Annotated in this window: 16 protein-coding genes; 9 read left to right on the top strand and 7 right to left on the bottom strand. The window is 70.6% G+C overall.

Features of this window, described 5'->3' with window-relative positions:
• Positions 1 to 98: 98 nt before the first annotated feature.
• From ACSU6Z_RS25405 to ACSU6Z_RS25395, 3 genes are all read right to left on the bottom strand, one after another.
• The gene (locus ACSU6Z_RS25405) at positions 99 to 1,721 is read right to left on the bottom strand and encodes an RNase H family protein (RefSeq protein WP_437049031.1); all 1,623 of its coding nucleotides are present in this window, start codon (positions 1,719 to 1,721) and stop codon (positions 99 to 101) included.
• A gap of 176 nt (positions 1,722 to 1,897) precedes the next feature.
• Positions 1,898 to 2,530, bottom strand: a complete 633-nt coding sequence (locus ACSU6Z_RS25400; protein ID WP_437049029.1) for a hypothetical protein — start codon at positions 2,528 to 2,530, stop codon at positions 1,898 to 1,900.
• Positions 2,531 to 2,979: 449 nt separating this feature from the next.
• The gene (locus tag ACSU6Z_RS25395) at positions 2,980 to 4,212 is read right to left on the bottom strand and encodes a DNA sulfur modification protein DndB (RefSeq protein ID WP_437049028.1); all 1,233 of its coding nucleotides are present in this window, start codon (positions 4,210 to 4,212) and stop codon (positions 2,980 to 2,982) included.
• 307 nt (positions 4,213 to 4,519) lie between these two features.
• On the opposite strand from ACSU6Z_RS25395, the gene ACSU6Z_RS25390 reads away from it, so the two are divergent.
• The 4 genes from ACSU6Z_RS25390 to ACSU6Z_RS25375 all read left to right on the top strand — a co-directional run bounded on the left by ACSU6Z_RS25390 (position 4,520) and on the right by ACSU6Z_RS25375 (position 13,180).
• Positions 4,520 to 6,625 (top strand): N-6 DNA methylase, encoded by a 2,106-nt coding sequence (locus tag ACSU6Z_RS25390; RefSeq protein WP_437049026.1) that lies wholly within the window; start codon positions 4,520 to 4,522, stop codon positions 6,623 to 6,625.
• 107 nt (positions 6,626 to 6,732) lie between these two features.
• Complete coding sequence (locus ACSU6Z_RS25385; RefSeq protein ID WP_437049024.1) at positions 6,733 to 8,724, top strand: type I restriction-modification system subunit M; 1,992 nt, start codon at positions 6,733 to 6,735, stop codon at positions 8,722 to 8,724.
• Positions 8,721 to 10,001, top strand: a complete 1,281-nt coding sequence (locus tag ACSU6Z_RS25380) for a restriction endonuclease subunit S (RefSeq protein WP_437049023.1) — start codon at positions 8,721 to 8,723, stop codon at positions 9,999 to 10,001. Before ACSU6Z_RS25385 ends, ACSU6Z_RS25380 begins: the two co-directional genes overlap by 4 nt.
• Entirely contained in the window at positions 9,998 to 13,180 is a 3,183-nt protein-coding gene (locus tag ACSU6Z_RS25375) for a type I restriction endonuclease subunit R (RefSeq protein WP_437049021.1), read from the top strand. Before ACSU6Z_RS25380 ends, ACSU6Z_RS25375 begins: the two co-directional genes overlap by 4 nt.
• Positions 13,181 to 13,238: 58 nt before the next feature.
• Here ACSU6Z_RS25375 and ACSU6Z_RS25370 read toward each other — a convergent pair whose 3' ends face one another.
• The 4 genes from ACSU6Z_RS25370 to ACSU6Z_RS25355 form a co-directional block, all read right to left on the bottom strand.
• Complete coding sequence (locus ACSU6Z_RS25370) at positions 13,239 to 13,445, bottom strand: DUF397 domain-containing protein (RefSeq protein ID WP_437049019.1); 207 nt, start codon at positions 13,443 to 13,445, stop codon at positions 13,239 to 13,241.
• Positions 13,442 to 14,269, bottom strand: coding sequence for a helix-turn-helix domain-containing protein (locus ACSU6Z_RS25365; RefSeq protein WP_437050480.1), 828 nt, complete (start codon positions 14,267 to 14,269; stop codon positions 13,442 to 13,444). Before ACSU6Z_RS25365 ends, ACSU6Z_RS25370 begins: the two co-directional genes overlap by 4 nt.
• A 645-nt stretch (positions 14,270 to 14,914) precedes the next feature.
• Entirely contained in the window at positions 14,915 to 15,574 is a 660-nt protein-coding gene (locus tag ACSU6Z_RS25360; RefSeq protein WP_437049018.1) for a hypothetical protein, read from the bottom strand.
• On the bottom strand, positions 15,559 to 16,398 hold the full coding sequence (locus ACSU6Z_RS25355; protein WP_437049016.1) for a hypothetical protein: 840 nt from the start codon (positions 16,396 to 16,398) through the stop codon (positions 15,559 to 15,561). Before ACSU6Z_RS25355 ends, ACSU6Z_RS25360 begins: the two co-directional genes overlap by 16 nt.
• A 348-nt stretch (positions 16,399 to 16,746) precedes the next feature.
• Between ACSU6Z_RS25355 and ACSU6Z_RS25350 the strand changes: the two genes are divergently transcribed.
• From ACSU6Z_RS25350 to ACSU6Z_RS25330, 5 genes are all read left to right on the top strand, one after another.
• The gene (locus ACSU6Z_RS25350; protein WP_437049014.1) at positions 16,747 to 18,339 is read left to right on the top strand and encodes a protein kinase domain-containing protein; all 1,593 of its coding nucleotides are present in this window, start codon (positions 16,747 to 16,749) and stop codon (positions 18,337 to 18,339) included.
• 80 nt (positions 18,340 to 18,419) lie between these two features.
• Positions 18,420 to 20,588 (top strand): UvrD-helicase domain-containing protein, encoded by a 2,169-nt coding sequence (locus ACSU6Z_RS25345; RefSeq protein ID WP_437049013.1) that lies wholly within the window; start codon positions 18,420 to 18,422, stop codon positions 20,586 to 20,588.
• 248 nt (positions 20,589 to 20,836) lie between these two features.
• Positions 20,837 to 21,568 (top strand): EcsC family protein, encoded by a 732-nt coding sequence (locus ACSU6Z_RS25340; protein ID WP_437049011.1) that lies wholly within the window; start codon positions 20,837 to 20,839, stop codon positions 21,566 to 21,568.
• A 587-nt stretch (positions 21,569 to 22,155) separates the two neighbouring features.
• Positions 22,156 to 23,262 (top strand): VWA domain-containing protein, encoded by a 1,107-nt coding sequence (locus ACSU6Z_RS25335; RefSeq protein ID WP_437049009.1) that lies wholly within the window; start codon positions 22,156 to 22,158, stop codon positions 23,260 to 23,262.
• A 331-nt stretch (positions 23,263 to 23,593) separates the two neighbouring features.
• A complete protein-coding gene (locus ACSU6Z_RS25330; protein WP_437049008.1) occupies positions 23,594 to 24,964 on the top strand; it encodes an SMI1/KNR4 family protein in 1,371 nt (456 codons plus the stop codon).
• Positions 24,965 to 25,087: the final 123 nt, after the last annotated feature.

Below are 25,087 nucleotides of genomic sequence, written 5' to 3'. Positions count from 1 at the left end.
ACTCCGCGGGGACGCCGGGGTGTTCCGGGTCGGAGCAGGCCCAGATGTCCTCGGGAGACGGCGCCCGCCATGCCTACTGTCCACCTCGGACCACGGCTTTACGCAGCGGCCGGAAGGGGGTCGCCCCCGGCGCCGAGCGAGCGCAGGATCCGCGCCTCCTCCTTGCGTGCCGCGGAGGGAGGGATGCGGCCGGTGGCGCGGCGGAGGGCTAGGCGGGCGAAGGCGTCGGCGGTCTCGTTGAGGTCGTGTCCGATGTGGCCCTTCAGCCAGCGGACTTGGACGCGGTGGCGGTGGCGGTGGTGCAGCAGGCGGTCCATCAGCTGCCGGCCCTCCGGGAAGAGGAGGGTGCGGTGGGCGGCCGCCGGGTCGGCGGAGTGCAGGGCCGCGTCGACCGCGTCGACCGCCTCGGTGCTGTCGCACAGGAGGACCACGGGCGCCTCCTCGTGCTGCTGGAGGAGGCTGAGGGCGGCGGCGCAGACACCGATGACCTCGGCTTCGCCGCTGCCCGAGGCGAGGGAGTCGCCGTGTCCGGTGGTCCCGTCCTCGGCGGCCCAGCCGTAGCCGCACAGCGCGGACCCGTCGCCGACGGCGGCGTCGGCGACGGCCACGACGGCCGTTTCGGGGAGGTCGGCGAGCACGGCGTAGCGGTCCTCGTCGGCCGGGGCCGTCGCCGTCGGATGTTCGTCGTCCCCCTCCCCGCCGGTGTCGGCGAGGAGGGCGGCGAGGGCGCGGTGGCAGCGCGGGCAGCCGTCGGCCTGTTCGGGGCAGTGCGCCCGGTGCTCCGCGGTCAGCTCGCGCACACCGTGCCACGACTCGGGCTCGGCGTCGGCGAACCGCGCCAGGGCGGCGGCGCGGCACTGCGCGACGAGCTCCGCGACGGGCCCCGTGGTCACGCAGGCCCGCATGCGGTCGTGGAGGTCCGTGGCCCGGAGCTGTGCTTCGCGGGAGCGGGCGGCGAGGACCGCGGTGTCCTGGTAGGCGTCGTCCAGGGCGTCGAGCCGGGCGTGCCGTGCGGAGGGGGAGCAGGCGAGTGCGTCCCGTTCGGCCCGGCCTATCGCGTAGCGGCCCCAGGCCAGCGCGGTACGGGCGTGGTGGCTCCACCGTTCGGCCACCGCGTCGTGCGGGAGGTGGGGGTTCTCCTCCTCCCGGGCATCACGCAGGAGGGCCTGGACGAAGGCGTCGTCGTCGCAGTCCCGCAGCGCGCGCACCGGTGCCGGCGGTTCGTCCCCTGCCGTCCTTCGGTCCCAGGCCCACCGGGCGAGGTCGCTCTCCGGCGCCTGCGGCGTGCCGTCCGGCAGTCCCCTGTCGCGGAGTTCCCGCCGCAGGGCCTCGGCGAAGGCCGCCGGGAACGCCCTGCGCGCCACCCTCAGTTCCAGCGTGTCCACCGGCCGGGAGCGGCCGGTGAGGCGGCGGGCGCGCTGCTCCTTGTACCGGGCCTCCGCCTGCGACCGGGCCCGGCGCACCCTGCGCGCGTGGGCCCGCAGCCTCCGCAGCCGTTCGGGAGGCTGAACCGAGAGCTCCGCGCACCGGACGGCCCCGCGGGCCAGGACGTCGGCGTGGGCGAGGGCGATGGTGACCGGGCCGGCGAGCGAGGGGTGTTCCAGGGCCGCCGCGGTCTCCGGGGGGCAGATCCCGTTCATGTGCGCGAGGGCGGCCTCTTGCAGGGCGGTGAAGTCGTCGGCGAGGCGGCGGACCAGCTGGGTGTGCTCGGTGATCGTCACGGTGGCCTTCCAGTCGCGGGTGGTGAGGAGCGGGGCCGACGGGGTGTGTGACCGGGTGCGGGTGCGGGCGGGCCCGTGGTTCCGGCACCGGGGTGCGCCCGGTGCCGGCGGAGGTGTGAGCCGTCGTCGTGCGGAGACGGCGACGGTGCCCGGCGGGGTTCCGCCCGCGGCCCGGGCTACCGCACCTGGCCGGTGAAGATGGCCGTGCGGTACCAGCCGGAGCCGGAGGTGTCGGCCGGCGTGATCTCGATCTGGGCGTTCCTGGCCGTCTCGGGGAACACGCAGGCCGCCTTCCAGCTCTGTGACTTGCCCGGCAGCAGGTGCGTGTCCGGCGCGCCGTCGAAGCCCGCGTCCGTGTCGAAGACCTCCTCGGCACCGTCCGGGCAGGACAGGCTGACCAGGCTCAGGTCGATCGCGGACTTGGAGCCGTTCCGCAGGGTGACGGAGAAGGCCAGGTAGGCCTCGCCGGACGGGCTGGCGTACTCGCCGGAGGTGCCCCGGCCGAAGCCGCTCAGGTGCGCTTCGACGCCGTTGTTCCACGTGGCGGTCTTGTCCAGCGCGACGATGAGGGTGTCGCTGTCGGAGTCGTCCTGCGCGTCCTCGGTGCTCCGGGTGTCCTGCGAGGCGCTCACGGTGCCCGCCGGCGGCGCGGTGCCGGCCTCGGTGCCGCCGGTGGCGGAGCAGGCGCACAGGGAGCAGCCCGCGACCGTCGCGACCACGGCGAGGACGGCCTTGCGCGGGCGGGTCGAAGGCGCCGTGGTCCGCGCGGGGGGCGTCGAGGCCCCGTGGGCGAGCCGTGCTCCGCGCACCGACGGCTCCCTCCCGGCCGTCGGCTGCGCGGAAGCGGAGGACGCCTGCGGCGTTGCCTCCGGTGTGCCCGTGGCCGGGGCCCGGCCGGCCGCCGTCCGATGCCGGGGGCCGTCCGTGGACGCGGCGGCGACGGCGCTCGGGGACGACGGGGAGGGAGAGGACGGCGTGCCGGAGGTGTTCGGGTGGTTCATGAGGCCATTCCTTGTGCGGATGCGGAGGGAGGGAGACTGACGGGTGGCGGAAGGAGGGGCGTGCACGCGGACGGCAGCGGAGCCGCCCCGCCGTGCTCGGAGCCGGTCCGGGCCGACCCGGATGTGGTATCGCGGCCCGGACGCCACGGATACGTGGGTACGGAAGCCGTAGGTCGTGCCCGCGGGCGGGGTCTCGTCCCGGGGAGGGGTGCGGATGAGAAGGTCTCGGCGTCGGGGAGCCCGCGCCGCGCGCCTCCTCAGCTCCACCTCCCCCGGATCTTCCGGCCGAGCTCGCCGTGCGGGTCGAGGAGCGCGCCCGCGACGCGGCCGGCGGAGTCCTTCACGCCGCCGCTGAAGTTGAGCCGGCCGGTGGAGCCGACGCTGGCGCAGACGCCGTCCCAGTAGGCGGGTTCGCGTTCCCAGCGGACGTCGGCGAGCAGGTGCTCGATCGTCTCGTAGCTCATGGCGTCGCCGGGGTCGCACCAGGGGGTCGCGCGGTGCAGCAGGACGCCGAGGCCCGCCATCACGGCCGGGGCGGTGATGGCGCTGCGCCGGGCGAAGTCCGGGAAGCGGTCCCCGACCAGCCGGGACACCAGGCGGACGACGACCCTCTCCACCTCGTCCGCGTCGGTGTTCGGCGGCAGGTCGCCCGCGTGGACGGTGGTCGCCGAGTACTGCACGCCCTTGCCGCCGAAGACGGTGGTGACGATCAGCGTCCGCAGCGCGGACAGCGTCACGACCTCCTTGTCGGTCCTGGTGAGCTGCCGCTTGCCGGCGTTGACCAGCGTGCCGAACGGCATCCGCCGGCCGTCCGACTCGACCTCGAGCTTCTCGCCGACGACATGGGCGAGGCGGGTGGCGAGGTCGCGCTGGTCCATGGACATGGCCAGGTTCTTGGCGACGTCGACGCCCTTGACGTTGCGGTCGTAGAAGATCTGCCGCGCGTCCGCCGGGGAGATCCCCAGGTAGAGCTCGAAGGGGATGCGGACCCGCCGGCCGAGCTCGGCGTAGGTGAGTCCGAAGGACTCGGGGTCCTGGTAGATGTCGTGCCAGGCGGTGGTCTGGGTCTCGCCGTCGATGGCGATCACCATGGCGTCCGGGGCGACGGTCAGCGTCCGCAGGCCCGAGCCGGGGATCAGCTCGTCGCTCATCGCGGCGATCTCGCCCGCGTGCCAGAGCGTGATCGGGGGCGTGGACCAGGCGGAGCCGTGCTTGCCGAGGAGGCCGGCGGCGATGTACTCGGCGTAGTCCGGGATGTTCTTGCCCTTCTGGGACTTCAGCGTCCGCTGCACGGTCGCGCGCAGCTCGGCGCGGCGCCGGTCGTGCCCGGACGCGGCCTTGAGGGCGCGCGGGTCCTCCTCCTGACGCGGTGACGGCACGAGGCGCACCAGCGTCGCGAGGGACATGGTGCCGATGACCGCGTCCTCGCGGACCGGCATGACGGTGAGCGGGATTCCTTCCGGGGTGCCGCTCGGGAGGGTCAGGCGCATGGGTTCCCCCTGGGTGGTGGTCGTTCGGCCGTCGTCGGCCCCGAGGTGCCGCACGTCCCCCGGCGTTCACCGGGAGGGGTCGGGGCAGGACGAGGGGCCGGGTGCTCGAGGACAGGGCTGTGGCAAGAGAGGCGACGCTTCACGCCGGGGAGCGACGCTCACCGTCGGAAGCGATTACATGAAAGCACGATCGCGAAAGCACTGTCCAACAGTTTCCAAGAGTTGACCCGTGCTGTAGGGTGTGACCACGCCGACCATCGGAGCCAGGACCACACCCATGCCGCAGCCATCCGCACCATCCGCCCAGGTGACAGCCGCCGAGATCTCCCGCATCGCGGGCGTCACGCGCGCCACCGTCAGCAACTGGCGCCGCCGGCACGACGACTTCCCCGCGCCCTCGGGCGGCACGGACAGCAGCCCGCTGTACGACCTGGAGGAGGTCCGCGCCTGGCTCGCCTCCCGCGGACAGCGCACGGCGGCCACTCCCAGCGGCGAACTCCGCACCACCCTGCGCCTGCGCGAGCCGGGCGGCGCCGGCACGTCCGACCTGCTCCTGCTGGTCCTGGCAGCCGCCCGCCTCCCCGCCGACGGCCTCACCGGCCTGCTCGCGCTGCCCGACGACGACCTGCCGAAGCGGGCGAACGACGCGGCGGCCGAGGTCGCGGACGTGGTACCGGACACGGAACCCGCCCGGTTCACCGCCGCCGACACCGCGGCCTTGCGCGCCCTGCTGCTCTGCGTCCGTGACGAGGGCGCGCAGACGGCGCTGGGTGTCCTGGCGGAGCGGGAGCTGGAGGACAGCGCCGCCAGCGGCGCCTACCGCACCCCGGCCCCGCTCGCCGACCTGCTGGCCCGCCTCATCCCGGGCTCCCCCGCCCGCGTCCTCGACCCCGCCTGCGGCAGCGGCACCCTGCTGGCGGCCGCCGCGGCGCGCGGCGCGCGCGAGCTGTACGGGCAGGACAGCCTTCCCGTCCAGGCGCGGCGCACCGCGGTCGGCCTGACCCTGACGGCGAAGGAGGGCACGGACGTCACCGTGCGCACGGGCGACAGCCTGCGCGCCGACGCCTTCCCGGACCTCACCGTCGACGCCGTGCTGTGCAACCCGCCCTACGGCGACCGGGACTGGGGCCACGACGAACTGGCCTACGACTCGCGCTGGGCGTACGGTTTCCCGCCCCGCGCCGAGTCCGAACTGGCCTGGGTCCAGCACGCGCTGGCCCACCTCGAACCGGGCGGTCACGCCGTGCTGCTCCTCCCGCCGGCCACCGCGTCCCGCTCCTCCGGCCGCCGCATCCGCGCCGAGCTGATCCGCAGCGGCGCGCTGCGGGCGGTGGCGGCCCTGCCGCCGGGGGCGGCGATCCCGCTCCACATCGGTCTCCAGGTGTGGGTGCTCCAGCGCCCGGAGCCGACCCGGCCCGCGTACCAGACGGTGCTCTTCGTCGACACGGTGGGCGAGCCGTCGGCGCCGGGGCGCGGCGGGACCCGTTCAGGCTCGGTGGACTGGACGCGGGTGACGGAGCGGATCGTCTCCGCGTGGACGGCGTACGCCGAGGACCCGGACGGCTTCGAGGCACAGGCCGGTGTGGCGCGCGCGGTGAGCGTGGTCGACCTGCTCGACGAGGTCGTCGACGTGACCCCGGCCCGGCAGGTGCGCGCCTCCCAGGCGGACGTCGACCCGCGGGAACTGGCCCGCGAGGCCGCCGCGGCCCGCGAAGGGCTGGCGGCGGCGGCGCGGACGGTGGCCGAGCTGGCCGGCGCGGCGCCGTGGAGCGCCGCGGGGGCTTCGGCCCGCGAATGGCGCACGGCCACGGTGTCGGACCTGGCCCGGGGCGGGGCGCTGAAGGTGCTGCGTACGGTGCCGGTCTCGCCGCGGGCGACGGCCCCCGAGGCGGAGGACCCGCAGACGGGCGCCGACGGCGGGGAACGCCGGCCCGTCCTGACGGGTGACGACATCGCCCGCGGGACCGGACCGACGGGACGGGCCCCGGACTCGCGGGCCGAGCAGACGCCGGAGATCGCCGTGGGCGACGTCCTGGTCCGCAACCTGGTCGGCGGCAGCGGCCCCATGGCCCGGATCGCGGGCGAGGCGGAGGCCGGCGTCCTGCTGGGGACCGGCGTCCACCTGTTCCGGCCGGACCCGGCCCGGCTGGACCCCTGGTTCCTCCTCGGTTTCCTCAGCTCCGAGGCCAATCTGGCCGGCGCCTCCACCGGCAGCTCCACGCTCCACCTCAGCCCGGGACGGCTGCGCGTACCGCTGCTGCCGCTGGCCGAGCAGCGCCGGTACGGCGAGGCCTTCCGCCACGTCGAGGCGCTGCGCGAACAGGCCCGGCGCGCACAGGACTTGGCCGAGGAGACGGCACGCCTCGTGAGCGGGGGGCTCACGGGCGGACAGCTGGTGCCGGAGCCCGTCTAGGCTCTGGGACCACCCCCACCCCTGGTGCGGACGGACGAGGAACCACCATCCCTCCCTCCGCGCTCACAGTCATCCACACCGGCCCCGGAAGGGAAACGGAAGAAGTCTTGAACAGCAGCAAGCACACGGAGTTGGCGAACCACGCGTGGTCCGTCGCCGACCTCCTGCGGGGGGACTACAAGCAGTCCGACTACGGCAAGGTCATCCTGCCGTTCACGGTGCTGCGGCGACTGGAGTGCGTGCTGGAACCGACCCGCGAGAAGGTCGCCGAGATCGCGGAGCAGTACAAGGACGGCGACATCGACCCGGACCGCTTCCTGCGCCGGGCCTCGGGCCACGCCTTCTACAACCGGTCCACACTGACCCTGAGGAAGATCGCGGCGGACCCGCAGAACGCGGCGAAGAACCTCACCGTGTACATCGGGGCGTTCTCCGACAACGCCCGCGGCGTCCTGGACCGCTTCGAGTTCGCCCAGCAGATCAAGCGGCTGGACGGCGCGGGGCTGCTCTACCAGGTCATCGGCAAGTTCACCGACCTGGACCTGCGTCCCGAGGTCGTGCCCAACCACAACATGGGCTACATCTTCGAGGAGCTGATCCGCCGCTTCTCCGAGCAGTCCAACGAGACGGCCGGTGAGCACTTCACTCCGCGCGAGGTCATCCAGCTCATGGTGCGGCTGCTGGTCGCCCCGGACGGCGACGCGCTCCAGCTCCCGGGCGCGGTGCGCACGGTCCTCGACCCGGCCTGCGGCACGGGCGGCATGCTCTCCGCGATGGACGACCTGATCACGGAGCTGAACCCGGACGCCACGGTGGAGGTGTACGGGCAGGAGCTCAACCCCGAGTCCTGGGCGATCTGCCGGTCCGACCTCATGATCAAGGGCCAGAACCCGGAGAACATCGCCTTCGGCAACTCCTTCTCCGACGACGGCCACGCCCGCAGGACCTTCGACTACATGCTGGCCAACCCGCCGTTCGGCGTGGAGTGGAAGAAGGTCAAGGACGAGGTCACCGCCGAGCACGAGAAGCTGGGTGAGGCGGGCCGCTTCGGCGCGGGCCTGCCGCGCATCAACGACGGCTCGCTGCTGTTCCTCCAGCACATGATCTCGAAGATGAAGCCGGTCGACGTGGACGGCGGGGGCGGCTCGCGCATCGCGATCGTCTTCAACGGCTCGCCGCTGTTCACGGGCGGGGCCGGCTCGGGCGAGTCGGAGATCCGCCGCTGGATCCTGGAGAACGACTGGCTGGAGGGCATCGTCGCCCTGCCGGACCAGCTCTTCTACAACACCGGAATCTCGACCTACTTCTGGGTCCTGACCAACCGTAAGAGCCCGGACCACAAGGGCAAGGTCGTCCTGCTGGACGCCCGCGACCAGTGGCAGAAGATGCGCAAGTCGCTGGGCGACAAGCGCAAGGAACTGGGCAAGGAGCACATCGCCACGGTCGTCAAGCTGTACGGCGAGGCCCTGGACGTGGCGGAGGACCCGGAGCACCCGCTGCACGGCAAGGTGAAGGTCTTCCGCAACGAGGACTTCGGCTACCAGCGGATCACGGTCGAACGCCCGCTGAAGCTGCGGTTTGAAATCACCGAGGAGACGCTGGCGGCGCTGGAGGCGTCCAAGCCGATTCAGAAGCTACCGCAGGCTTCAGTCCTGGCGGACGCCTTCAAGTCCTTGATGGGATCGAGCTGGGGCACCAAGCAGGAGGCTTGGCTCGCGTTGAAGGACGCGGTGGTCCAGGCCGGCGGGACGTGGCCGACGGGGGCGCCGTTCAACAAGACGCTGCGGGAGGTCGTCGGCGTGCGAAACCCGGAGGGCGAGGTGCAGCTCGTCAAGGGGCAGCCCGAGCCGGACCCGGAGCTACGGGACTACGAGAACGTTCCGCTGGGCGAGGACGTCGAGGAGTACCTGACGCGGGAGGTTCACCCGCATGTGCCGGACGCGTGGATCGACCACAGCAAGACGAAGACCGGCTACGAGATCCCGTTCACACGGCACTTCTACGTGTACAAGCCGCCACGGCCGTTGGCGGAGATCGACGCGGAGCTGAAGGCCTTGGAGGCGGAGATTCAGGAACTACTGGGGGAAGTGACGGAATGACCCAAGTGATCCCAGGTAAATACCTGTTTCGCGAGGTCGACCAGAGGGCGGGCGAGCTACAACTTCCCCTTCTTTCTGTTTCTCAGTATCGCGGCGTAGTGCCACGATCTGAGATCACAGACGATTTGCCGCGCGCAGAGGACCTGACCAACTACAAGGTATGCCTGCCTGGAGACCTTGTAGTGAACAGGATGTCTGCGTACCAGGGGGCTATGGGGCGAAGTCCGCTATCGGGAGTCGTCAGTCCTGACTACATGGTGCTGCGTGTCGGCCCTCTCGTGGAGAGTCGCTACCTTCATCACCTCTTCCGGTCCGCCTGGTTTCGAGGACAAGTCGTTCAACGGCTACGCGGAATCGGTTCGGTCGATCTCGGGAATGTTCGCACACCCAGAATTAATCCCGACGAGTTCGGCGGCATCCCCATCCCAGTGCCGCCGCTCGACGAGCAGCGCCGCATCGCCGACTTCCTCGACGCCGAGACCGCCCGCATTGACCGGATCCACGATCTGCGCACCCGGCAGCAGACCTTGCTTGAGGAAGCCGCCATCCGTCGTGTATACGACGCAGTGCGAGGCGCACACGTGAAGGGTGAACGCAAGGAAAGCGGGCTGGATTGGCTCGGCACCGTCCCCGCAAACTGGCGAATTGGTGCCGTGTCGCACTACTTTGAAGTCGAGCTCGGTAAAATGCTCAACCAAGAGCAAGCACAAGGCGACTACCTCCGCCCGTATCTTCGGGTCGCAAATGTACAGTGGGACCGAATCGATGTCGCCGATTTGGCCATGATGAATTTCCCTCCCGCAGAGCAAGGCCGATATCGACTTAAGCCAGGCGACTTGCTGGTGAACGAAGGTGGCAGTTGGCCGGGGCGTGCGGCGGTGTGGAACGGGGAGATTTCCGAGATCTACTACCAGAAGGCTCTTCATCGCATCAGGGCGCGCGGCAAAGAACTCACCCGTTGGCTCTACTATTGTCTGGTCGCGGCCGAGCGCCTGAGGGTCTTCCAAGTTCAAGGTAATACCTCGACTATGACGCACCTTACACGCGAGCAATTGAGGCCGCAGAGATTCCCCTTTCCCGAAATTCCCACTCAAGCCCGACTGGTTGGGGAGCTCGATAGGGCAGCAAGTCGGGATGCCGAGGTGAAACTACTGCTGAGCCGTCAGCGCACTTTGCTCACCGAGCGCCGCCAAGCTCTCATTACCGCCGCAGTAACCGGCCAGTTCGACGTGACCACCGCCAGCGGACGCAACGTAACCGAAGGAGTCTCCGCATGAGCCCCGCGCACGACGAGTCGTCCTTCGGTTCCGCGATCGTCGCCGCCCTCTGCGAGCGAGGCTGGCGCGAGGCGAACCCTGAGGACTACCAGCCCGACCTCGGTCTGGACACCAACGAGCTGTTCACCTTCATCGGGGCCACGCAGCCCGACGAGTGGAACGAGCTGCTCACCGTCTACGGCGGCAACCCCAACGAGGCGCAGCGCGGTTTCGCGCAGCGCCTGGACCGGGCCATCGCCGACGACGGGTTACTCCACGTCCTGCGCAACGGCGTGAAGGACCGCGGGGTCCGTCTCCGCGTCGCCTACTTCAAGCCCAACCTCATCTCCGCGGACTCCGTCCTCGACGGCTACCGGGCCAACCGCCTCACCGTCGTCCGCGAGCTGCCCTACGCCACCAAGCAGGCCGACTGGGGCCACCGGCTCGACCTGGCCCTGTTCCTCAACGGCATCCCCGTCGCCACGGCAGAGCTGAAGAACCCGCTCACCGGTCAGGGCGTCGAGCAGGCCAAGGAGCAGTACCGCACGGACCGCGACCCGACCGAGCTGATCTTCACGCGCCGCGTGATCGCGAACTTCGCGGTCGACCCGGACCTGGTCTTCGTCACCACCCAGCTCCGCGGCAAGAGCACCCGGTTCCTGCCGTTCAACACCGGATCGAACGGCCCCGGCCAGCCCGGCGGGGCCGGCAACCCGGCGCCCACCGCCCACGGCAAGTACGCCACCTCCTACCTCTGGGAAGAGGTCTGGCAGCGGGACAACTGGCTCGACCTCCTCCAGCGTTTCGTGCACCAGCAGAAGTACAAGACGCCCGGCGGCGGCACCACCAAGACGACGATCTTCCCCCGCTTCCACCAGTGGGACGTGGTCCGCAAGCTCACCGCGCACGCGGCCACCCACGGCGCCGGCCAGAACTACCTGGTCATGGCCTCGGCCGGCTCCGGCAAGTCGAACACCATCGGCTGGCTGTCCCACCGCCTCAGCGACCTGCACGCCGCCACCGACCCGGCCGCCCTCGGCCCCGAGGCCGTCGCCGCCGGCCGTATCAAGCCCGGTGAGCCCGTCTTCGACAAGGTCATCGTCATCACCGACCGCCGCAACCTGGACGCCCAGCTCCGGGAGACGGTCGGCGGCTTCTCGCAGACCGACGGCCTGGTCGTGAAGATCGACGAGAAGCACGGGGCGAAGAGCGAGCAGCTCGCCCGCGCCCTCTCCCGGGACACCGGGAAGATCGTCACGGTCACCCTGCACTCGTTCCCGGCGTTGCTGAACTACATCAAGGACAACCCGACCGAGATCAAGGGCACCCGCTTCGCGATCGTCGTGGACGAGGCGCACTCCTCCCAGTCCGGCGACGCGGCCACCGCCGTGAAGTCCGCCCTGCGCGACCTCGGCCTGGACGCCGACTCGGACGACGAGGGCGCGACCAAGGTCACTGTCGAGGACAAGCTGAAGGCGAAGGCAGTCGAGCGTTCCCGGGCCGCCAACCTCTCCTACTTCGCCTTCACGGCCACCCCCAAGGCCAAGACGCTCGAACTCTTCGGCACGGAAGCGGTGGAGAACGGCAAGATCGTCTACCGCCCCTTCCACACCTACTCCATGCGCCAGGCTATCGAGGAGGGCTTCATCCTCGACCCGCTGCGCAACTACGTCACCTACAAGACGTACTGGAAGCTCGCGAACCTCAACCGCGACGAAAAGGAGGTCGACCCCTCCAAGGCGAACAGCCTGCTCGCCCGGTTCGCGCTCCTGCACGAGCACACGGTGTCCCAGCACGCCCAGGTGATCGTGGAGCACTTCGTCGCCCACACCCGCGGCCGGCTCGGTGGCCGGGCGAAGGCCATGGTGGTCACGGCGTCCCGCCAGTCCGCCGTGCAGATGGCCCGCGCCATCAAGAGCTACATCGCCGACCGCGAGTACGACACGAAGTACCCGGACCTCGGCGTCCTGGTCGCCTTCTCCGGCTCCCTCACCCTCGACGGCGAGGAGACCACCGAGAGCAAGGAGAACGGCGGTCTGCCGGAGAGCGCGCTGCCCAAGGCGTTCGCCTACACCCGCGCCGACGACAAGGCCGCGAAGGCCGGCGGCAGGGGCCAGCAGGAGTACCGGATCCTCGTCGTCGCCGAGAAGTATCAGACCGGCTTCGACCAGCCGCTCCTGACGACGATGTACGTCAACAAGACGCTGACCGGCATCGCCGCCGTGCAGACGCTCTCGCGCCTCAACCGCACCGCCGACCGCAAGTCGCAGGCCGACCTGGCCGTCCTGGACTTCGTCAACGAGGCCGAGGACATCCAGGACGCCTTCCGCCCGTACTTCGAGGAGGCGCACACCCTGTCCTCCGACCCGAACCTCCTCTACACGGCCCAGAGCCGGGTCATGTCCGCGCCGATCATCTCGGAGCAGGACATGGACGAGTTCGTCGCCGCGTACTTCGAGGCCCAGGAGAAGGCCGGCGGCTCCCAGGCCAAGTGGGAGAAGCTGCACGCCGAGCTGTACCGGCTCCTCTCCCCCGCCGTCACCCGCTTCAGCGCCCTCCTGGAGAGCGAGGAGGAGGACGACGTCGAGGCCGCCGAGGAGTTCCGGGCCCACCTCAACGACTACGTCCGCAAGTACGGCTTCCTCGCGCAGATCGTCCCCTACCAGGACGCCGACCTGGAGCGGCTGTACCTGTACGGGCGCTACCTGCTCAACCGGCTGCCCCGCCTCGCGGACGGTGGCGTCGACATAGGGGAGGTCGACCTCAGCCACCTGCGCGTCGAGAAGACCGGCGAACACGACAAGTCCCTCGTGTCCGAGGGCCCGGCCGAACTCAAGGGCTTCGGCGACGGGGTCGGCGGCGGCAAGGACGTCGAGAAGTCGCTGCTGTCGGAGCTGATCGAGAAGTTCAACGCGAAGTTCGGCACGGAGTTCACCGAGGAGGACGTCCTCCCGGCCTTCAACGCCACGAAGAAGGACCCGAAGGTCCGGGCCGCCGCCCTCGTCAACGACGAGGAGAACTTCGGCGTCGTCTTCGACAAGAAGTTCGAGGAGAACATGATGGACCACGTCTCCACGATCGACACGCTCGGCAAGCGGTACTTCGGAACGGACCGCGACTTCAAGTCCAACCTCGACCGCAGCGCGCGCCGCGCGGCCTGGCGGATGATCCGCCGGGAGGAAGGGCTGGACGACTTCTGACACGCCTGGGGCACCGGCACCACCTCAGTGCTGGTGCCCCAGGACGCGTCTGCCCGCCTCAACCGCGCGCGGCCTGCCCGACGAAATCGGCCCAGGCCTGTCGCCCGAGAGCCAGGACGGGCCCGGCGGAGTCCTTCGAATCCCGGACCAGCACAGCGTGGGGAGCGGCAGCGACCTCGACACACTGGCCACCCTCGGCTCCGCTGTAGCTGCTCTTGAACCAGGCGAGTCCGGCCCCTGAAGTTGCGTTCTCTGCCGTCTTCATAGCTCCCTCAGCAACTCCTCGATGAATTCCAGGCTCTGCTGCGGAGTTAGAGCCTGGCTCCTGATGATCCCATAGCGGGCCGCGCCCAGAGCCGTCTCGTCGTTGTCCGTCACCAGGTTGCTGTGTCCCTGTACCTCCGCGTAGACGACCTGTTCTCCGCCCTTGCGCCTGACCACGGTGAAGGGTCCGTCGATTCCGGCGTTGTCCTCGCGGTCCAGTGGCATCACTTGGATCTCTACGTTCCGCCGACGGCCGACGAGCAGCAGATGCTCAAGCTGTTCTCGTAGCACCACCTTGCCGCCCAGGGTCTTGCGCAGTACGGACTCCTCCATCACGAAGCTCAGCAGGGGAGCCGGCCAGCGGTTGAAGATCTCCTGCCGGTCCAATCGAGCGGATACACGCAGTTCCATGGTCGCCTCGTCCAACAGAGGACGACGCATCGCCAGCACTGCCCGCATGTACTCCTCGGTCTGCAGAAGACCGTTGATCACCACTGCGTCAAAGGCGCACAACTCCACCGCTTCAGCCTCAAGTTGAGCCATGTCCCGGAAGAAGGCCGGATAGCGCGCCCGAGCCACCTCCCCCTTCATGGCCACCAGCAACCCGCCCGCGTCGAGCACTTCGTCCGCCTGCTCGATGAACCGCGGTTGCGGCACCCGCCGCCCCTGCTCGTACGAGGCGATCGTGTCCGCCGAATATCCGACCCGCTTGCCGAACTCGGCCCGCTCCAGCCCCGCCCGGGTCCGCAGCAGCTTCAACTGCCGCCCGAACGCACAGATCAGCCCCTTGGCCGACTCCTCTCCTGTGCGCCGTTGCCCCGGCACCTCGGCGTCGACGCCGCTCTCCCTGTCGTCCACCACCGCACACCCCTGCTTCCCGCTCAGGCCGCCGTACCGTACTCGGTGTGCGCCCCGGGTCCTCCCCACCACGCCAGCGCGTCAGCACTGGTCACGCTAGGGCACGTCCAGCCACGCCGCGTACGTGAATCGCACAGAACGACCCGCACCGGCGACCTCGGTCCACGCCTGCTTCACCCTCCGTTTCAGTTCGACGCTCCGAGGCACGCGCCTGGCCCGTCGGCTCTGCGGGGGCGGCTGGACGTGTGGGCATGCCGTACGGCAGCGAGGGGCACGGCGTCGCTCACCGTACGCGTGGAGGTCACCGACACGCGGGGTGACAGGTCCCCGAGCCCGCCCTCACCCCCGCTTCCGATCCCGCCGGCGACTCCGCCCCTACCGGCGGGCGCGGCTTGCTCCTCGTCGAGGCGCTCGCCGACCGCTGGGGCTGCGCACCGCGCCCGGACGGGCCCGGGAAGACAGTTTGGGCCGAATACATAGTGGGCACGGTGGCCCGGAACGGGGCCGCCGTCCCTCGGCCGGTCACCGCAGGGCGGTCGGTCAGAGGGTGATGGCGTTGACTGCTGGACGGCCGCATGCCGGATCACCAGTTGCCGAGCACCACCCGGCGGTCTAGTAGAAGCCGTACCGCCGGTCCTCGTGCTCCGAGAGGACGTCACTCCCTCCGGCCCATCTCACCCCGCACACATGACACTGGACATGCCACTCATCACTTGGCTCCAGGAAGATCGTCCTTCCTCGCTGCCCCACACCCGGGCACTGCCTTCCCACCTCCGGGTCAAGGTTCAGCCGCAGGGAAGAGAACCCGTAAAGCGCCTGCTGGGCCAGCTCCTCATCAGCCAGCAGCTCCCGTTCGGCGTCCATGCGATGCCGATCGCTCCCGGTACCGTCGCGCCTCTGATGGAGAGTGACTCCGTAGCCTGTTGCTCGACTGTCCGAATCGAATGGGCGCGAGAGGACGGTGAAAACCCATCGTTGCGGCGGCGAGGAGTGGTCTTCGCCGTCCGGGGCCAGTACGAGCGCCTCACAGTGCCGAAGACGTCTACGGATGCGCACGGCGATGTCTCCACCCCGGAGCGCGCGCCACGGGGGCTCGTCATCGGTCTGCTCACTGTCCCGCAGCAGCGACTTTCGCAATTCACCGTAAGCGACGGCGAGCCGAGCCGTCGCCAGGGCGCTGTCGGCGATCTGACTGTCCGTCCCCTCGGAGGCGTTCGGTTCACGGGACTCGGTCAACTGTCGGCGGACAGCGGCCATCAGGTACGGATCCACAGCGCCCACCCCCATGCCTTTTCCGCCGCTTCCACTGTGAACAGCGCGCCGCGGCACCCGTCAGACCGAGAGGGAGGCTGCGGTTCCTTTTCGCCGTATTCGCTCTCGTCTGCTTGGAGGAGTTCGAGGAGCATCCGTCGTTCTTCACTGCCCTGCTCCGTCTGTGCCAGGAGTTCCGCCGGAAGGTCGTCAGCCGTCCCGTCGTTCCAGAGGTGAACGACAGCTTCCACTCTCTCTTTCAGCGGCCATCCAGGCGTTGCAGCAATTACCCTCACGAGGGTCGACGCATCGTCAGCGAACGACTCGAGGTAATCATGGTCGGCGTTTCCCGCCCAGAGATGGCTCACCTCGAAGTAGCCCATGTACGACCTGACCAGGTCGGCGGCATCATCCCCACCTTGTGTCAGCACCTGGAGTGCCGCTCTCAGACGGATTTGCATCGGCATTCCGGTACACCCGACGAGCACCTCTGCCAGCTGGTCGATGTCGTCCGGCACTCGGGCCAGGCCGGGCGGCCGCAGAGGGACACCTGCACGGGAGAGCGCACCCCACAACCGGTGACCGCCATGGTTATGTTCCACATGCTCCGCAAGCCAAGTGGCCAGGCTCAGCAGGCGTCCTCCGCGAGGAAGGACGATTTCGTTCAGCAGATCGTCGATGTCCGGCTCATAAGCCTCTCGGCCCAGAAGACAGTTCCAGGCGAGTGCCTTCGTCACCTCGGCCGCACCGAAAACGGGGTCTGTCCGCACGACCTCCTTGAGGTGCGCCAGGCGTGCCGCGTCGTCCGCGAGCCGTTCCTCAAAGGAGCGAAAGTCGATCATCACCCATCTCTTCTCCCTCAGTCCTCAGATACGGGTCCGGCCGTCTCCTGCGTCGGTCACCCGCACAGATTCCGAGCCGGACCGTCCGCCGCGAAATGATCAACGTCGGGACCCGTGCGAAGGTGCCCGGACGGGGCGGTCGAGAAGTCATCTCGCCGGTCCCGCGCGCACCGGCGCACGCGGCCTGCTCCCGGACGTGCACGGTGGGCATGATGGCGGGATACGGCACGTCCCTCCGCGCCCGCGTAGGACGTGGCTGGACGCACAGATCGTTTTCCGGGGAAACTGACCGCGAACCGATGGGCTCGGAGGGACGAGCGAGCGCGAGTGCAGGACGCGGGGCGGGGACAGGTGCCGGACAGACCGATCGCGGGCCGCTACGAGCTGCTGGAGCGGCTCGGCAACGGCGGCATGGGCGACGTGTGGCGGGGCTACGACGCGGTGCTGGACCGGCCGGTCGCCGTGAAGCGGATCCGGCCGCAGGCCGTCGCCGCCACGCCGCAGCTGGCCGAGGAGCTGGAGCGGCGCTTCCGCCGCGAGGCGCGGATCACCGCCCGCATCCAGCACCCGGGCGTGCCGCAGGTGTACGACGCCGTCCTCGACAGCACCCACGAGCACCTGTTCCTCGTCATGGAACTGGTGGAGGGCGTCCCCCTCACCCGGTACGTGCACGAGGAGCGGCCCCTCCCCGTCAGCTGGGCGGTGGCGGTCGCCGCGCAGGTCGCCACCGTGCTGTCGTACGCGCACGACGTGCCCGTGGTGCACCGCGACCTCAAACCGTCCAACATCCTGGTCGCGCGGGACGGCACGGTGAAGGTCCTCGACTTCGGCGTCGCGGCGATGCTGCAGACCGACGTCACCAGGCTGACGGCCTCCGGCCGGCCCATCGGCACGCACCAGTACATGTCGCCCGAGCAGGTGCGCGGCACCCGGGTCACCCCGCGCACCGACCTGTACGCCCTCGGCTGCATGCTCCACGAACTCCTCTGCGGCAAGCCGCTGTTCAGTGGGAGCAGCGAGTTCGAGCTGATGGACCGGCACGTCCGGGCCGCGCCCACCCCGCTGCGGCGGCTGCGCGCGGACGTGCCGGAGGAGCTGGAGGCGCTGGTCCTGCACCTGCTCCGCAAGGCACCGGAGAGCCGGCCGGTGGACGTGCAGGAGGTGTACGAGCGGCTGATGCCCTTCCTGCCCGCGCCCGGGGAGTCCTCCGCCCTCGGGGAGGCCGGACCGCCCGGAGCGCCGGACCCGACCGGGCTCTACCGCCGCCCCTACGCGCCCCGCGCCCGGGCCGAGAGCCGCCCCCGGGTCGCGCCGGACACGGCGGCGCCCGGCCAAGTCGCCGAGCACGTGGTCTCGCCGCCCGAACGGGAGCTGCTGCGGGCCCAGTTGCGGGAGGTCGACGAGCACTACATCGCCCTGATGGAGGAGGAGCGCTACACGCAGGCCGCCGAGGTCGCGGGCGAGATGATCGAGCCGCTGGCGCGGGCCCTGGGCGCCGAGAACAAGGCCGTCCTGCGGCTGCGGCGGCGCCGGGCGGTCAGCCGGCAGCTGGCGGGCGACCACCGGGCGGCCCTGCCCGAGTTCGAGGCGCTGGCCGAGGCGTTCGCCCGCATCAACGGGCCGACCGGCGAGGCCGCCCGCGACTGCCGCGCCCAGGCCGCCCGCTGCCGCGGCGAACTCGGCCAGGTGACCGAGGCACTGGCGGAGCTGCGGGCGGTCCTCGAAGTGGAGCGGGCCGTCGAGAGCGACGTCAGCGACGCGGCCGTGGAGCTGCGCCGCGACATCGGCATGCTGCTGCTCGGCCAGGGCGCCCCGGAGGAGGCCCTGGCTTGGCTGGAGGCCCTGTACGAGGACGTGGTGCTCGTCCACGGCCCGGGCCACGACGTGGCCGCCGAGGCCGCGGAGGTCCTGGCCATGCTCCACCGGGAACTCGGCGACGGGTGACCGGCACGGCCCGGCCGGAAAGCCGGTGCGCGAACGCCCGGACGACCCGCGGCCCCGCCGCGGCGGCCTAAAATCCCGTCATGCCGCACCTCGCCCTCGACAAGGCCTTCTGCCAGCAGCTGGAGAAACTCGAAAAGCACGTCAGGAACGGCGTGTTCGACGCCTGGGAGAAGTTCGAGCGGCTCACCCTCGACCAGCTCTTCAAGGACCCGGGCCTGAAGCTGGAATCCCTCAAGGGCGCCAAGGACCGGCAGATCCGGACCATCCGGATCACCCAGGGATACCGAGGCGTGGTCCTCGCGCCCGAGACGGGCGACACCTTCGTGCTGCTCCGGGTCGGCCCGCACGACGAGGCCACCGAGTGGGCGGTGAAGCAGAAGGCGACCATCAACGCCGTCACCGGCGCCGTGGAGCTCCGCGAGATCGCCACCCTGGAGGAGCTGACCCCCGCCTACGAGCGCATCGCGCCCGCCGAGGAGCAGCGGCTCTTCGCGAAGGTCTCCGACGGGGAGATGGCCGCGCTCGGCATCGACGCCACCACCCTCGCACAGGCCCGCGTGCTGACCAGCCTGGAACAGCTCGACGTCTTCGGGCGGTTCTTCCCGCCGGACCAGTACAAGGTGCTGGAGCACCTGGCCCTCGGCGCGAGCGTCGAACAGACGTGGCAGGAGGTCGTCGTGCCGGCGCTGACCGGCGCGGACTCCCAGGAGCCCGTCGACACCACCGACTACGCGACCGCCATCGCGCACACCCGCACCCGGATCGCCGTCGTCACGGACGCCGACGAACTGCGCGACATCCTCGACAAGCCGTTCGCCGCCTGGCGGATCTTCCTGCACCCCGCCCAGCACAAGGTCGCCTACCGTCCCTCGTACTCCGGTCCCGCGCAGGTGACCGGCGGGCCCGGCACCGGGAAGTCCGTCGTCGCCCTCCACCGGGTGCGGCACCTGCTGCGGCACCTGCGCGACGGCGACCGCGTCCTGCTCACCACCTTCACCAACGCCCTCGTGGACTCCCTCACCGAAGGGCTCCGCCTGCTCGTCGACGACCCGGACCTGCGCGACCGGGTCGACGTCATGACCGTCGACGCCTTCGCCGGACGCGTGGTCAACACCTCGCGCCGGCCGCTCACCGGGTACGAGGAGACCGCCCGGTGGGAGCAGGCCGCGGAGGCCACCGGCTTCACCGGCACCCCGCAGTTCCTCGCCCAGGAGTACAAGCACGTCGTCCTCGCCCAGGACCTCCGCAGCCAGGAGGAGTACGAGCGCTGCGAGCGCCGGGGCCGCGGCAGCGCGCTGCCCACCTCCGCCCGGCCGCTGGTGTGGCGGACCGTGGAGGAGTTCACCCGGCGGCTGGCCGAGGACGGGCTGCGCACCTATCTCGGCACCTGCGTGGAGGCGACCGATCTGCTGACCGAGCAGGGGCCGTGCTACCGGCACGTCGTCGTCGACGAGGCCCAGGACCTCCACCCGGCCCAGTGGCGGATGCTCCGCGCGGCCGCCCCGCGCCGCCCCGACGACCTGTTCATCGCGGGCGACCCGCACCAGCGGATCTACGACAACCGGGTGTCGCTGAAGTCCCTCGGCATCAACGTCGCCGGCCGTTCGACCAAGCTGCGCAAGAACTACCGCTCCACCCAGGAGATCCTCAGCTGGGCGACGGGACTCCTGCTCGGCCGGCCCTACGCCGAACTGGCCGACAGCGGACGGCACGACACCCTGATCGGGTACAGCTCCGCCCTGCACGGCTCCGGGCCGCGCGTCCACGCGGCGAAGACGGAGGAGGCCGAACTCGACGCCCTGGTCGAGCAGGTGCGCGCGTGGGTGGACGGCGGCGCCGCGTACGGGGAGATCGGGATCTGCGCGCGGTTCAACAAGACCTGCGAGAAGGTCAAGGACCGCCTGATCGCGGCCGGCGTCCCCGCCAGCCGGGTCCGTGCGGGGGCCGCCCGCGCCGACGACGCGGTCAACGTGGGCACCATGCACACCTTCAAAGGGCTCGAGTACCGCTACACCGCCGTCGTCGGCGTCGACGACCGCTCCCTGCCGAACCCTTCGGCCATCACCCCGGAGGAGGTCGACCGGCTCCAGCACGAGGCCGACCTCGCCGCCGAACGCTGCCTGCTGTTCGTCGCCTGCACCCGCGCCCGGGACGGCCTGTACGTCTCGTGGACCGGGCAGCCGAGCCCGTTCCTGGTGGAGGCCGGCTGCGGGGAGGAACAGCCTGGGCGCTCCGCCGCCCATCCCTGACCCGAGCGCGCACAAGCAAACCGGAGTTGTTTGACAACGCTTTCAAATACATGGGAGGGTGGAGCCGCTTCGGCTCGAAGGGCGGCACGACGAAGGACGCCGTGGCGCGAAGGGGTGGACGGGCGGTGCGAGGGGGATGCGGCTTCAGCCGCCCGCGGTCTTGCCGGGGCTGCCCGGGACCGGAATCCTCCCCTGCCCGCAGCAGTGCGGGACGTCCCTCGGCGGGGCGCTCGCGGAAGGGGTGTGTAATGGCCGACGAGAAGACTCCCGACGAGGGAGCGGTCGAGAAGGCCGGGCGGTGGGCCGCCCAACTCGCGGAGAAGGTCATGGTGAACGGCGTGGGGCCGGTCACGGGGTCGGTGGCCTGGGCCGAGGACCGCCTTTCGCGTCGGCAGGGCGCCGATTACCGGGCGCCCGGTGACGAGGAGCGCCGCTCCCCCGAGGACATGAAGGACGACATCGACGCGGTCGTCGCCCGCCTCATCAAGGAGTCCATGGCCGCGGCCGGGACCCAGGGGTTCGTCACCGGACTCGGAGGCCTGCTCACCGCAGGCGTGACGATCCCCGCGAACGTGGCCGCGACCCTCGCCATCAACATGCGGATGGCCGGCGCCATCGCGCACCTCCGGGGATGGGACATCCGCGACCCGCACGTGCGGACCGTCGCGATGATGCTCGCGATCGGGATGAGCGCCCAGAACGTCCTGGCCGCCTTCGGGGTGAAGATCGGCCAGAAGTTCGGCGAGCAGATGATCAAGAAGATCCCGGTCGCGATGCTCCATGCGATCAACAAAAAGGCCGGGTTCCACCTCGTCGCAAAGTACGGGACCAAGCGCGCCGCGGTCACGCTCGCCAAGGGGGTCCCGATCCTGGGAGGCATCGTCGGGGGCACTGTGGACGCGGGAGCGACCGTCGTCATCGGACGGGCGACGGACAAGGCCCTGCGCGGCGACACCCTGCGGGCCGAGGAACCGGAGTGACGGAGAGGCGGATCAAGCGGACGAGGCGCGCCGCACGGGTTCCGGGATCCCCTGCGCCGTCAGCCCGGTCCTCGTCGCGCTGACGGTCGGCAGGGAGACGAGGGACGCCGTGCTCGACGGGGGTGACGTGCCGACCGCACCCGGCCGGGGCGGGACCCCTGCCGCCACCGCGGCCCCCTGACCTCTCCGTCACCGTGCTCCCCCGTCTCAGGCGCAGGGGGCACGGTGTTCCCGCCTGCACACGGGCGATCCCTTCCCCGTCGGTCCTGTTCCACGGCGAGTACGTCCCCACCGCCGGCCCTTGGTGGGTGTCCCGCGCCGAACCGCAGCTCACGCCCATTGTCAGTGCCCCTCCCTAGGGTGGAGCCATCATCTGGACGGACCAGAAGTCCATGCCGGGGTGTGCAACCCGGAGGGAGACGTCTGCCCACGGAGAAAGGCGTTCCGGGGTTCCCTGACGGTCTTTCATCGACGGTGCTCACGACGCTCGAAGGCATGGACGGCCGCACGTCGGCCGGCGAGTCCGCGTCGGGAAGCCGTGTCTCCGCAGGACGCCACCGTGGTCCGGGGGGAACGATCGGAAGGGGATGGACACGATGAGCGCTACGGTGAGGGACCGGCTCAAGAAGCACTTTGTGAACCATGTCGCTCTCGTCATCGACAAGTCCGGTTCGATGAAGGGCCACTCGGAGCAACTCATCCGAGTCGTGGACGAATTCGTGAAAGGGCTGAAGGAGGAGTCCGACCGGCTCGGCCACGAGACCCGGATCAGCCTCTACGCCTTCGACCACCTGGTCGAGAACCTGGTGTGGGACATGGACGTCAAGCACCTGCCGTCCATGCGGGGCCTCTACACCGTCGAGAACGGCGCGACGGCGCTGATCCAGGCGTCGGTGAAGGCGCTCGACGACCTCGGCCACATATGGGAGGAGTACGGCGAGCACAGCTTCCTCCAGGTCGTCGTCACCGACGGCGAGGAGAACGCCTCCGGCGCCGACAGGACGGGCGCGCGCCACGACCTCCTTCCCGACGGCCGCGCCGTCCTGGACGAGTGGCTGGGCAGGATCGCGGACAAGATGAACAACCTGCCGGACCACTGGACCTCGGCCATCATGGTGCCGAACTCCCTGGCCAAGCGCACCGCCCAGCAGTACGGCTTCCCGACGGGCAACATCTCGATCTGGGACGCGGACTCGGACCAGGGCGTCGAGGAGGCGATCGGCGCCGTCAAGACGGCCGCCACGAAGTTCCTGCGGGACCGCGAGCAGGGCGTGCGCGGCACCAGGAACCTCTTCGCGATGGGACAGGACCTCAGCGCGGCGGACGTGAAGTCCAACCTCCAAGCCCTGGACGCCGGCAAGTACGTCCTGATCCCGGTGGACCAGCGGACGTCGATCCGCGACTTCGTCACCAGCGCCGGGCACCCGTACAGGACCGGCTGCGCCTTCTACGAGCTGTCCAAGCGGGAGAAGATCCAGGCCAACAAGCAGATCGCCGTGGCGGAGAAGGACCCGGCCACCGGCCGGCCGACCGGGAAGGTGTTCACCGGTCCCGCCGCCCGGCAGCTCCTGGGCCTGCCGTCGACGGAGGTCACGGTGACGCCGGGGAGCAACGAGGCCTACACCGTGTTCGTCCAGTCGACCTCGGTCAACAGGAAGCTGGTCCCGGGGACCAGGCTGCTCGTCCTGCTGTAGCCAAAAGCGCCGGTCCGCGGCCGAGCCGGCGCCCCGAACCGCCGCGTACACCGGGCGGCTCCGCGGGAGGAGCGGTCCCGCACGGGGCCTCGTCGCACAGTCGCACGCCGTGCGTTGCCGCTGCCGACGAAGCCGCCGGGCCGCCCGTCCGTCGACGAACGGGCGGCCCGGGAACCGGAATCCGGGTCAGGACCCATCGGTGACGGCCCCGAACGCAAGCCGAAGGCAACGCTCCCTTTCCCGGGCCGTTGCCGCCCTCAGGGGCACCTCGTGCCGTCGGTGCCCCGCCCATGATCCAGAATCAGCGAGCACATCCTCAGGAGGTCTTCTCGTGCCCTCGCTCCATGACTTCGCCACCTGGCAGCCCCTGCTGCGCCTCCTGCACGCCGCCCACGCGGAGACGCTCTCCACGCCCGGCGGGCACGTATCGGGGCGGATCAGCCCCGGGGCGTGGAGTGTTCCGCTGCCGTTCCGGCGGCCGCGGCCGGGGCGCGCCTCACAGGTCTCCGACAACCAGGAGCGGTTCGACGCCGTGGGCCGGATCGTCGAAGCGCTTCAGGAGGACGGGAGCGACGGTGTCTCCTTCGTCGTGGAGGCCTCCTCCGCTCCCGGCGGTGTCCGGCTGCATCTGATCGGTCAGGGCTCCTCCGTGGAGCCGGGCCTCGCGACCGCGCACCCGGGCACGCTCCTGCTCGCGGACGGAGCGCTGCCCGAGCCGGTGCGCCGCCTGCCCGATCCGGTGCCGGACGCGGTACCGGCTCCGTCCGCGGACGTGGAACTGCTGCGGCGCACCCTTCGCGAACGGCTCCCGGACGCGGTGGGCGCCTCGGAGGAGGAGATCGCAGCGGCCGAGGCGCGCCTGGGCGTGCCGCTGCCCGCCGAGCTGAAGGCTCTGTACCGGGTCGTCCGGGGCCGGTACGAGGACTGGGACGACTACGGGCAGTCGTACGACACCATCGGCTGCGAACTCTTTCCCCTCGGCGGGGTGTACGTCGCCGACGCGGCCTCCCGGCATGTGCTGTGGCAGTTCGGCGCGATGGAGGCGGTCGAGACGGGGCCGGAGGACGCCGTGCAGGGGCTCGTCGGCTCGCCCGGCTGGATCGTCTTCGGTGACAACGGCGGCGGGGACCGCATCGCCGTCGACCTCACACCGGGTCCGGACGGGCACGTCGGACAGGTGATCATCATCGGTCACGAGGAGAACATCGGTGCCGAGCTGGTCGCCGACTCCCTCACCGACATGGTCGTCCACCGCCACTTCGACGGCCGGCCGGTCCGAAGGGCCGAACGGCCGCCCCTCGTCGCCCACGTCAACCACGCCGCCCTCCCCGGCATCGAGGCCGCCGCCCACCCCGGCCTGGAGGTCCTCAGCATCGGGGTGTGGGAGAAGGAGCCCCTCAGTCTCGCCCCCGCCTTCGGCCTGCCGCGCCTGCGGACCCTCTGCGCCTACCCCGGTACTCTCGCCGATCCCCGTGAGATCTCCCGGCTCACCCACCTCGAGTACCTGAAACTCCCGCCCGCGGAGTGGCGCGTCCTCCTCGACGCGGGGGCCGTGCCCACCGGGCTTCTCGCCGCGGACATCGAAACCCACCGGCCGCGGGACAGCCCGTTGCGGACCATCGTCCTCGCCAACGAGATCCTCGCCCTCCACGGCCGGTCGCCGATCGCCGACATCACGGTGCTGGAGGGAACGGCCTCATGAGTCACCTCGCCGGTGAGGAACCCCGGGAACGTCGCACAGCGACCGCGGAACGCCGGACCCGGCGCCGAGACGTCCCCTTGCGAGGCCGCGGTGATCATCGGCTGCTGAAACGCCACGAGGACC

This window comes from Streptomyces sp. enrichment culture (assembly GCF_964273145.1).
Classification (GTDB): Bacteria; Actinomycetota; Actinomycetes; order Streptomycetales; family Streptomycetaceae; genus Streptomyces.
This window is presented reverse-complemented; position numbering and strand designations above follow the sequence as displayed.

Bases quoted from the DNA above. Each gene is read 5' to 3' on its own strand.
- ACSU6Z_RS25335 (WP_437049009.1), top strand. From the start codon at position 22,156: ATGGACACGATGAGCGCTACGGTGAGGGACCGGCTCAAGAAGCACTTT.
- ACSU6Z_RS25345 (WP_437049013.1), top strand. From the start codon at position 18,420: ATGCCGCACCTCGCCCTCGACAAGGCCTTCTGCCAGCAGCTGGAGAAA.
- ACSU6Z_RS25395 (WP_437049028.1), bottom strand. From the start codon at position 4,212: ATGCGCCTGACCCTCCCGAGCGGCACCCCGGAAGGAATCCCGCTCACC.
- ACSU6Z_RS25380 (WP_437049023.1), top strand. From the start codon at position 8,721: ATGACCCAAGTGATCCCAGGTAAATACCTGTTTCGCGAGGTCGACCAG.
- ACSU6Z_RS25340 (WP_437049011.1), top strand. From the start codon at position 20,837: ATGGCCGACGAGAAGACTCCCGACGAGGGAGCGGTCGAGAAGGCCGGG.
- ACSU6Z_RS25375 (WP_437049021.1), top strand. From the start codon at position 9,998: ATGAGCCCCGCGCACGACGAGTCGTCCTTCGGTTCCGCGATCGTCGCC.
- ACSU6Z_RS25370 (WP_437049019.1), bottom strand. From the start codon at position 13,445: ATGAAGACGGCAGAGAACGCAACTTCAGGGGCCGGACTCGCCTGGTTC.